Genomic DNA, 10,281 nt, shown 5'->3' on the forward strand with positions numbered 1-10,281 from the left:
AAATGACCGAACTGAAGAACGATCGTTATCTGCGTGCGCTGCTGCGCCAGCCCGTTGATGTCACCCCGGTATGGATGATGCGCCAGGCGGGCCGCTATCTACCGGAATATAAAGCCACGCGCGCCGAGGCGGGCGATTTTATGGCGCTGTGCAAAAACGCCGAGCTGGCCTGCGAAGTGACGCTGCAGCCGCTGCGTCGCTACAAGCTCGATGCGGCGATCCTCTTCTCGGATATTTTGACTATTCCGGATGCAATGGGGCTTGGGCTGTACTTTGAGGCCGGGGAAGGCCCGCGCTTCACCTCACCGATTACCAGCAAGGCCGACGTTGAAAAACTGCCGATTCCGGACCCGGAAGGCGAGCTGGGCTACGTGATGAACGCGGTACGGACCATCCGCCGTGAGCTGAAGGGCGAGGTGCCGCTGATAGGTTTCTCCGGCAGCCCGTGGACGCTGGCGACCTACATGGTGGAAGGCGGCAGCAGTAAAGCCTTCACCGTGATTAAAAAGATGATGTATGCCGACCCTAAAGCGCTGCATCTGCTGCTCGATAAGCTGGCGCAGAGCGTCACGCTGTACCTGAACGCGCAGATTAAAGCGGGCGCGCAATCGGTAATGATTTTTGACACCTGGGGTGGCGTGCTGACCGGGCGCGACTATCAGCAGTTCTCGTTGTACTACATGCATAAAATCGTTGATGGTCTGCTGCGCGAAAACGAAGGCCGTCGCGTACCGGTGACGCTGTTTACCAAAGGCGGCGGTCAGTGGCTGGAAGCGATGGCGGAAACCGGCTGTGATGCGTTAGGTCTCGACTGGACGACAGATATCGCCGATGCGCGTCGTCGCGTTGGCCATAAAGTGGCGCTGCAGGGCAATATGGATCCATCCATGCTGTATGCGCCGCCGGCACGGATCGAAGACGAGGTAGCGACTATACTTGCAGGTTTCGGCCAGGGTGAAGGCCACGTCTTCAACCTCGGTCACGGCATCCATCAGGATGTACCGCCGGAACATGCAGGGGTGTTTGTGGAGGCGGTGCATCGGCTGTCCGAACAATACCACCGCTAAGGAGTCATTATGGATCTCGCGTCGCTACGCGCTCAGCAGCTTGAACTGGCCTCTTCAGTGATCCGCGAGGATCGCCTCGACAAGGATCCGCCGGATCTGATCGGGGGAGCGGATGTCGGGTTTGAGCAGGGTGGCGAAGTGACGCGGGCCGCGATGGTTCTGCTGAAGTATCCCTCTCTGGAACTGGTTGAATACACGGTGGCGCGGGTCGCCACCACCATGCCGTATATTCCCGGCTTTCTCTCCTTTCGTGAAACCCCCGCGCTGATGGCCGCCTGGCAACAGCTGTCGCAAAAACCGGATCTGCTGTTCGTCGACGGGCATGGTATTTCCCACCCACGTCGCCTGGGGGTCGCCAGCCATTTTGGTCTGCTGGTAGATGTCCCGACCATTGGCGTGGCGAAAAAACGTCTGTGCGGCAAGTTTGAGCCGCTCTCTGCCGAACCCGGTGCGCTCGCGCCGCTGCTGGATAAAGGCGAACAGCTGGCATGGGTCTGGCGCAGCAAAGCGCGCTGTAATCCGTTGTTTATCTCTACGGGTCACCGCGTGGGTATGGACAACGCGCTGGCGTGGGTGCAGCGCTGTATGAACGGTTATCGTTTGCCGGAACCGACCCGCTGGGCGGATGCGGTGGCATCAGAACGCCCGTCTTTTACGCGGCTTGCAGCAAAAACGCCCCATATCGGGTAAACTGCGGCTAATTTCCGTATTTGAGAACTCATCATGTTACAAAACCCGATTCACCTGCGTCTGGAGAAGCTGGAAAGCTGGCAGCACGTCACGTTTATGGCCTGCCTCTGTGAGCGCATGTACCCAAACTACGCCATGTTCTGCAAGCAAACTGAATTTGGCGATGGGCAGATTTATCGCCGAATTTTAGATTTAATTTGGGAAACGCTGACGGTAAAAGACGCGAAAATCAATTTCGACAGCCAGTTGGAAAAGTTTGAAGAGGCCATTCCTTCTGCGGATGATTACGATCTGTACGGCGTTTACCCGGCGATTGATGCCTGCGTGGCATTAAGCGAACTGATGCATTCTCGTCTTAGCGGTGAAACGCTGGAGCATGCGATTGAGGTCAGCAAGGCATCGATTACGACGGTTGCGATGCTGGAAATGACCCAGGCTGGTCGCGAAATGACCGATGAAGAGCTGAAAGAGAACCCTGCCGTTGAGCAAGAATGGGATATTCAGTGGGAAATTTTCCGACTTTTAGCCGATTGTGAAGAACGCGATATTGAGCTGATAAAAGGGCTTCGTGCAGACCTGCGCGAGGCTGGTGAGAGCAATATTGGTATAAATTTTCAGCAATGACACCATAAAACGTGATTTAACGCCTGATTTGTCGTGCCTGAAGGCTTCCCATCCGCCCCCGGTCTGGTCTACATTTGGGGGGCGAAAAAAAGTGGCTATCGGTGCGTGTATGCAGGAGAGTGCTTTTCTGGCATTTCCGTCGCACTCGATGCTTAGCAAGCGATAAACACATTGTAAGGATAACTTATGAACAAGACTCAACTGATTGATGTAATTGCAGACAAAGCAGAACTGTCTAAAACACAGGCTAAAGCTGCTCTGGAATCCACTCTGGCTGCTATTACTGAGTCTCTGAAAGAAGGCGATGCTGTACAACTGGTTGGTTTCGGTACCTTCAAAGTGAACCACCGTGCTGAGCGCACTGGCCGCAACCCGCAGACCGGTAAAGAAATCAAAATCGCCGCAGCTAACGTACCGGCATTTGTTTCTGGTAAAGCACTGAAAGACGCGGTTAAGTAATTCGCGTGGCAGTGAACAGTTTTATCGAAGGGGCGGTTTCGCCCCTTTTGTCCATCTGGCGTCATTCGCTTTGGCTTTCAGGTGTTCTGTTACTGTCAGCCTGTGGTAGCCATTCTGAGCTTCCTCCCTTCACGGCCAGCGGCTATGTTGGCGATCAGGGGGCGGTACGCATCTGGCGTAAAGATTCCAGCGACGATGTTCACTTGCTCTCGGTATTTAGTCCGTGGCGTAAAGGCGATACCACCACCAGTGAATACCGCTGGCAGGGTGATTCGCTCTCTCTGATAGAACTCAACGTATACAGTAAACCGTCGGAACATGTTCGGATACGCTTCGATGACCGGGGCGAACTGAGTTTCATGCAGCGTGAAGTCGACGGGCAAAAACAACAGCTTTCCAGCGATCAAATCGCGCTTTACCGCTATCGCGCCGATCAAATCCGCCAGACCAGCGATGCGCTGCGTCAGGGACGGGTGATATTGCGTCAGGGACGCTGGCATGCGAATAACACGGTGACGACCTGTGAAGGTGAAACGCTAAAGCCCGATCTGGAATCGTGGGCGATAAACCATATTGAGCGCCGCCAGCGCCATTCATCCGTAGAGGTGAGCGTGGCATGGCTGGAAGCGCCCGAAGGATCGCAACTACTGCTGGTCGCCAATGAAGATTTTTGTCACTGGCAGCCGAAAGAGAAAACATTTTAACGCCGGATGGCGACGCACATGCGTCTTATCCATCCGTAGTCCGATTAGCGTAGCGCGATCAGGCATTAAGTCCTTTACCAGTGTCCCATTCCCATATGACCGCCACCGCGATAGTTACCGCCGCATCCGCCGTAGCCCATTCCGGCACCACGTGGCACGCCTGCCTGCGCCAGCGCGACATCACGCTTAACGCGCTGCTCATCCAGAGACTGATTCAGAGCCTCCATTTCTTTTGCCACGGCATTAATTTTTGCCGTGTCTGGCGAACTGGCTGTTAACAAGGCGTTGTACTCATAACGTTTGGAGACCAACTGTTGGCGTAACGCGCTGGTCTGGGAGTAGTAATCATCATAAATTTTCTGCGCGGTAGCCTGCTGCTCGGTGGTCATTGGTATGCCGCCCCGTTGCTGCATACCATCCCCATATCCCCAATGATGTTGCGCCAACGCGGGGGTGGAGCCCAGAGCGATAAGAGAGAGTGCAATCAGCGCCAGTTTGTTGTTCCGTTTCATTGTTCGTTCTCCTGTTGGTTAGCTTATATTCCCTTTTGCATCTTCCGTGCCAAAGCGGCAATCCAGGCCGTGCGGGCGTTGTTCTCGTCCTCTCGGTAGGGAAGCGAGTAAAAATGACTCGCCAGAATTCGCCTGCGGGTCATTTTTACCCGCTACTTTGTGTCTGAGGGCAGGGTTCTCAGGGAGAAAAAATGGCATGATTTCTGCTGTATACCGGCAACGAAGAAAGGAAACGGTGGGTAAAGGGAGAACATATGCGTCTTTATAAGGACACGGTGGCAAAGTGGTTGAGCAGACTCTTGCTGGCGGCAATCCTGATGTTGGTCGGCTGGTTTTCGATTATGACCATACGGGACTATGGTCGGGAAAGTGATGCCGCCCGACAAACGCTCCTGGAAAAAGGCAGTGTGTTGATTCGCGCCCTGGAGTCCGGCACCCGGGTGGGTATGGGGATGCGCATGCATCATGCCCAGCAGCAGACGCTGCTGGAGGAAATGGCCGTACAACCAGGTGTGTTATGGTTTGCCGTCGTCGATGAGCATGGCGTCATTATTACCCACAGCAATTCGGCGATGGTGGGTAAATCACTTTATTCGCCCGATGTCCTGCAGCAGCTACACCCCGCGGAACAAGAACGCTGGCGGAAAATTGAGATACCAATGGGGGAGGGGGAAACAACGCCGGCTCTGGAAATTTACCGCCAGTTCCAGCCGATGTATGGGCCCGGACGCCATGGCATGGCGCGTTGCGCCAGCAATGACGGGCAGCTTATCACCCCAACGCAGACCATTTTTATCGCTTTCGATGCCAGCGACCTGGCCGCGACTCAGGCCAGAGAGTGGCGAAATACGCTGATTGTTTTGTCTGCGCTGGCGGCAGTGCTGCTGGCAACCGTGCTGACGTACTTCTGGTATCAGCGCTATCAGCGCTCGTATAAAGAACTACAGGATGCGATGAAGCGCAAAGAAAAACTGATGGCGCTCGGGCATCTGGCGGCAGGCGTTGCACATGAGATTCGTAACCCACTTTCATCCATCAAAGGTTTAGCAAAATATTTTGCCGAACGAACACCGGCAGGCGGTGAGTCTCACGAGCTGGCGCAGGTGATGGCGAAAGAGGCGGACCGTTTAAATCGGGTGGTGAGCGAACTGCTGGAACTGGTGAAACCCGCACATCTGACGCTACAACACGTGGATCTCAACCAGGTCATCACTCACTCACTCCACCTGGTGAGTCAGGATGCGGCAAGCCGGGACATCCAGCTACGATTTGCAGCCAATGCCACGCTGCCTGCCATTGAGGCCGATCCCGATCGGCTCACCCAGGTTCTGCTGAATCTTTATCTGAACGCCATTCATGCAATAGGCCGTCAGGGCACGATTACGGTTGAAGCGAGTGAAAGCAGCGGCGATCGCGTTAAAATCGTGGTGACCGATAGCGGGAAGGGGATTGCGCCGGAACAGCTGGAGGCCATTTTTACGCCTTACTACACGACCAAAGCTGATGGTACTGGTCTGGGACTGGCGGTAGTGCAGAACATTATCGAACAGCACGGTGGCACTATCCAGGTGGCAAGTATTGAGGGCAAAGGTACGGTCTTTACTCTCTGGCTCCCGACGAAAGCGAAACGACAGGATTAACAAGGATGACGCGCGGAAAAATCGATATTCTGGTAGTGGATGACGATATCAGCCACTGCACTATTTTACAGGCGCTGCTGCGTGGCTGGGGTTATGACGTCGCACTGGCTTATAGTGGGCGAGCGGCGCTGGAACAGGTGCGTGAACGCGTATTTGATCTGGTGCTGTGTGATGTTCGCATGGCGGAGATGGACGGTATCGCAACGCTAAAAGAGATTAAAGCCCTGAATCCAGCCATTCCGGTACTGATTATGACGGCTTTCTCCAGCGTGGAGACCGCCGTAGAGGCGCTGAAAACCGGGGCGCTGGACTACTTAATCAAACCGCTGGATTTTGACCGTTTGCAGGAAACACTGGAAAAGGCGCTGGCGCATACGCGGGATACGAGCGCTGAAGTGTTGTCAGCGTCGGCTGCGCAGTTTGGCATGATTGGCAGCAGTCCGGCGATGCAGCAGTTGCTCAATGAAATTGCGATGGTAGCGCCCTCGGACGCCACGGTGCTTATCCACGGAGATTCCGGGACAGGGAAAGAGCTGGTTGCCCGCGCGCTACACGCCAGCAGCGCGCGCAGTGATAAGCCGCTGGTGACGCTGAACTGCGCGGCGCTGAATGAGTCGCTGCTGGAGTCCGAACTTTTTGGCCACGAGAAAGGGGCGTTTACCGGGGCGGATAAACGGCGGGAAGGGCGTTTTGTGGAAGCGGACGGCGGCACGTTATTTCTTGATGAAATTGGCGATATCTCACCGCTGATGCAGGTGCGTCTGCTGCGGGCTATCCAGGAGCGAGAGGTGCAACGGGTTGGCAGTAACCAGACAATTGATGTTGATGTCCGGCTGATCGCCGCCACGCACCGTAATCTGGCCGAGGAGGTCAGTGCCGGACGTTTTCGCCAGGATCTCTACTACCGTCTGAACGTCGTCACCATAGAAATGCCCGCATTATGTCAACGTCGGGAAGATATCCCGCTGCTGGCCGAACATTTTCTCCAGCGTTTTGCCGCGCGTAACCGCAAAGCGGTGAAAGGCTTTACGCCGCAGGCGATGGATCTGCTTATCCATTACGACTGGCCGGGGAATATCCGCGAGCTGGAGAACGCGGTGGAGCGGGCGGTGGTGCTGCTGACGGGCGAGTATATTACCGAGCGCGAGCTGCCGCTGGCTATTGCCGCGACGCCAATAAAAACGGAATACAGTGGCGAGATCCAGCCGCTGGTGGAAGTGGAGAAAGAGGTCATTCTGGCGGCGCTGGAAAAAACGGGCGGCAACAAAACGGAAGCCGCCCGTCAGTTAGGCATTACGCGTAAAACGCTGCTGGCGAAAATGTCGCGTTAGCGCTGTTCGCGTTCGATGGCGCGCCAGCCGATGTCGTTACGGCTGAAGCTACCGTTCCAGCGGATGTCGGCCATCAGGGCGTAAGCGCGTTTCTGCGCTTCGGCGACGGTGTGGCCCAGCGCGGTGGCGCACAGTACACGGCCGCCGCTGGTCACCACGCGGTCGTCATCGGCGAGTTTGGTGCCCGCGTGGAAAACCTTACCGTCAGCCACGTCTTCCAGCGGCAGACCGTGGATCTCGTCGCCGGTGCTGTAGCTGCCCGGATAACCGCCCGCGGCGATCACCACGCCTAATGAAGCGCGTTCGTCCCACTCGGAGGTTTTCTCATCCAGCTTGCCGTCGCAGGCGGCCAGGCACAGATCCACCAGATCCGACTTCATGCGCAGCATGATCGGCTGGGTTTCCGGATCGCCAAAGCGACAGTTGAACTCGATTACCTTCGGGTTGCCCTGCTTGTCGATCATCAGGCCCGCATACAGGAAGCCGGTGTAGGTATTCCCTTCCGCCGCCATGCCTTTCACGGTTGGCCAGATGATGCGTTCCATGGTGCGCTGGTGCACTTCATCAGTGACTACCGGCGCCGGGGAGTAAGCCCCCATCCCGCCGGTGTTCGGGCCGGTATCTCCGTTACCCACGCGTTTGTGGTCCTGGCTGGTGGCCATCGGCAGCACGTGTTCGCCGTCGACCATCACGATAAAGCTCGCTTCTTCACCGTCGAGGAACTCTTCAATCACGATGCGGTGGCCTGCATCGCCAAAGGCGTTACCCGCCAGCATGTCCTGCACGGCGGCTTCCGCTTCTTCGAGCGTCATCGCGACGATAACGCCTTTACCGGCGGCCAGACCGTCGGCTTTGATGACGATCGGTGCGCCTTTCTCGCGCAGGTAAGCCAGCGCAGGCTCAACCTCGGTAAAGTTCTGGTACTCCGCCGTCGGGATGTGATGACGGGCGAGGAAATCTTTGGTGAAGGCTTTGGAGCCTTCCAACTGTGCGGCGCCTTCGGTTGGGCCGAAGATCTTCAGACCTGCGGCGCGAAACGCATCGACCACGCCAATCACCAGCGGTGCTTCCGGGCCAACGATGGTCAGGTCAATCTTCTCGTTCTGGGCAAAGCTCAGCAGCGCCGGGATATCGGTTACGCCGATAGCCACGTTTTGCAGCGCGGGTTCCAGCGCGGTGCCCGCGTTGCCCGGTGCGACAAAAACGGTATCAACCAGCGGCGACTGCGCCGCTTTCCACGCCAGCGCGTGCTCGCGCCCGCCGTTGCCAATCACTAATACTTTCATCGTCTGCTCCGTGGATTAATGGCGGAAGTGGCGCATGTCGGTAAAGATCATCGCGATACCGTGTTCATCGGCAGCGGCAATGACTTCATCATCACGGATAGAACCGCCAGGCTGGATAACGCAGCTCACGCCCACGGCGGCAGCGGCATCGATACCATCGCGGAACGGGAAGAAGGCGTCGGAGGCCATCGCGGAGCCTTTCACTTCCAGACCTTCGTCAGCCGCTTTAATCCCGGCGATTTTCGCAGAGTAGACACGGCTCATCTGGCCTGCGCCTATGCCGATGGTCATGTTCTCTTTGGCGTAGACAATAGCGTTGGACTTCACAAACTTGGCTACCTTCCAGCAGAACAGCGCGTCACGCAGCTCTTGCTCGGTCGGCTGGCGTTTAGACACCACGCGCAGTTCGCCTTCGCCTACCATACCCAGGTCGCGGTCCTGAACCAGCAGGCCACCGTTAACGCGTTTGAAGTCCAGACCCGGCACACGCTGTGCCCACTGGCCGCAGATCAGGACGCGAACGTTCTGTTTAGCGGCAGTGATCTTCAACGCTTCTTCGGTCGCGGACGGGGCGATGATCACTTCCACGAACTGGCGGGAGATAATCGCCTGCGCGGTTTCGGCATCCAGCTCGCGGTTGAAGGCGATGATGCCGCCGAACGCGGAGGTTGGGTCGGTTTTATACGCACGGTCATAAGCATCGAGAATTGAGGTGCTTACCGCCACGCCGCACGGGTTGGCGTGCTTGACGATCACGCAGGCCGGCTCGTTGAACTCTTTCACGCACTCCAGCGCTGCGTCGGTATCAGCGATGTTGTTATAAGAGAGGGCTTTGCCCTGCACCTGTTGTGCAGTGGCAACGGATGCTTCTTTCACATTCTCTTCTATATAGAAGGCAGCCTGCTGGTGGCTGTTCTCGCCGTAGCGCATATCCTGCTTCTTAATGAAGTTCAGGTTCAGCGTACGCGGGAAGCGACCGGCGGCTTCTTTGCTTTCACCGTGGTAGGCCGGAACCATGCTGCCGAAGTAGTTGGCAATCATGCTGTCGTAGGCGGCGGTGTGTTCGAAAGCTTTAATCGCGAGATCGAAACGGGTGTCGAGGGTCAGAGAACCTTCATTAGCATCCATCTCTTTAATAATGGCGTCGTAGTCACTGCTCTTCACCACGATGGCGACGTCTTTATGGTTCTTCGCGGCAGAGCGCACCATGGTCGGGCCGCCGATATCAATGTTCTCTACCGCATCTTCCAGCGAGCAGCCTTCACGGGCTACGGTTTCGGCGAAGGGGTACAGGTTAACGACCACCATATCGATAGGGGCGATGTGATGCTGTTCCATGATCGCATCGTCCTGGCCGCGACGGCCGAGGATGCCGCCGTGTACTTTTGGATGCAGGGTCTTCACGCGTCCATCCATCATTTCCGGGAAACCGGTGTAATCGGAAACTTCGGTCACTGCCAGGCCTTTTTCTGCTAACAGGCGGGCGGTACCCCCCGTAGACAGCAGCTCCACACCGCGTGCGGAAAGTGCCTGAGCGAATTCGATGATACCGGCTTTGTCAGAAACACTGAGCAGAGCGCGGCGGACTGGACGACGTTGTTGCATGGTAAATCCCCTGGATTTGACTATTACAGAGAGCGTTAGGTGAATTCTTGGCTAAAAACTCAGCTAACGCCCCTCACGGGGCATCCTTGTTGTGCGGTGGCATTGTAACGAAAACGTTTGCGCAACGCTCGCGAATTTTTCTCTTTCCTTTAATTCGACTATTTCAGCTGTATAGATGAGGGATGAATCGAAGTGATGATCGCAAGAGAACCTTATTTTTGTGGATAACTCTGTGTGTAAATGGGTATAAGGCGGGGTTTTGCTGTGGAATGCAGCAGTCAGTCATTTTTCTGTCATTTAGGGGTTGCGGGCTGAAGGAAACTCCCTATAATGCGCCTCCATCGACACGGCGGATGTGAATCA

10 protein-coding genes are annotated in these 10,281 nt (G+C 56.2%); 7 read left to right on the forward strand and 3 right to left on the reverse strand.

What is annotated here, in order from left to right:
- Positions 1-2: 2 nt before the first annotated feature.
- The 5 genes from hemE (at position 3) to OOJ59_RS26175 (ending at position 3,544) form a co-directional block, all read left to right on the forward strand.
- Positions 3-1,067, forward strand: a complete 1,065-nt coding sequence (hemE, locus tag OOJ59_RS26155) for a uroporphyrinogen decarboxylase (RefSeq protein ID WP_042314226.1) — start codon at positions 3-5, stop codon at positions 1,065-1,067.
- Between the two features lie 9 nt (positions 1,068-1,076).
- Entirely contained in the window at positions 1,077-1,757 is a 681-nt protein-coding gene (gene nfi / locus OOJ59_RS26160; RefSeq protein ID WP_038636148.1) for a deoxyribonuclease V, read from the forward strand.
- Positions 1,758-1,790: 33 nt separating this feature from the next.
- Positions 1,791-2,381, forward strand: a complete 591-nt coding sequence (locus OOJ59_RS26165) for a YjaG family protein (RefSeq protein ID WP_042314221.1) — start codon at positions 1,791-1,793, stop codon at positions 2,379-2,381.
- A 186-nt stretch (positions 2,382-2,567) separates the two neighbouring features.
- Positions 2,568-2,840, forward strand: coding sequence for a nucleoid-associated protein HU-alpha (gene hupA, locus OOJ59_RS26170; protein ID WP_001044509.1), 273 nt, complete (start codon positions 2,568-2,570; stop codon positions 2,838-2,840).
- Between the two features lie 11 nt (positions 2,841-2,851).
- Complete coding sequence (locus tag OOJ59_RS26175; RefSeq protein ID WP_038642958.1) at positions 2,852-3,544, forward strand: DUF1481 domain-containing protein; 693 nt, start codon at positions 2,852-2,854, stop codon at positions 3,542-3,544.
- Positions 3,545-3,618: 74 nt separating this feature from the next.
- Here OOJ59_RS26175 and zraP read toward each other — a convergent pair whose 3' ends face one another.
- Positions 3,619-4,056, reverse strand: coding sequence for a zinc resistance sensor/chaperone ZraP (gene zraP, locus OOJ59_RS26180; protein WP_087856988.1), 438 nt, complete (start codon positions 4,054-4,056; stop codon positions 3,619-3,621).
- Positions 4,057-4,310: 254 nt separating this feature from the next.
- Between zraP and zraS the strand changes: the two genes are divergently transcribed.
- Both zraS and zraR read left to right on the forward strand, forming a co-directional pair.
- Positions 4,311-5,696, forward strand: coding sequence for a two-component system sensor histidine kinase ZraS (gene zraS, locus OOJ59_RS26185; RefSeq protein WP_160955308.1), 1,386 nt, complete (start codon positions 4,311-4,313; stop codon positions 5,694-5,696).
- A 5-nt stretch (positions 5,697-5,701) separates the two neighbouring features.
- Positions 5,702-7,027 carry a sigma-54-dependent response regulator transcription factor ZraR gene (gene zraR, locus OOJ59_RS26190; RefSeq protein ID WP_085049788.1) on the forward strand — a complete coding sequence of 442 codons (1,326 nt, stop codon included), beginning with the start codon at positions 5,702-5,704 and terminating at the stop codon, positions 7,025-7,027.
- On the opposite strand, the gene purD is transcribed toward zraR, so the two are convergent.
- Together purD and purH are read right to left on the reverse strand one after the other, a co-directional pair.
- A complete protein-coding gene (gene purD / locus OOJ59_RS26195) occupies positions 7,024-8,313 on the reverse strand; it encodes a phosphoribosylamine--glycine ligase (protein WP_160955309.1) in 1,290 nt (429 codons plus the stop codon). The genes zraR and purD overlap by 4 nt on opposite strands.
- Before the next feature lie 15 nt (positions 8,314-8,328).
- The gene (gene purH / locus OOJ59_RS26200) at positions 8,329-9,918 is read right to left on the reverse strand and encodes a bifunctional phosphoribosylaminoimidazolecarboxamide formyltransferase/IMP cyclohydrolase (protein WP_085049786.1); all 1,590 of its coding nucleotides are present in this window, start codon (positions 9,916-9,918) and stop codon (positions 8,329-8,331) included.
- Positions 9,919-10,281 lie beyond the last annotated feature (363 nt).

Origin of the sequence: Citrobacter sp. W9 (genome assembly GCF_026719375.1) — a bacterium.
Taxonomy (GTDB): Bacteria; Pseudomonadota; Gammaproteobacteria; order Enterobacterales; family Enterobacteriaceae; genus Citrobacter; species Citrobacter werkmanii.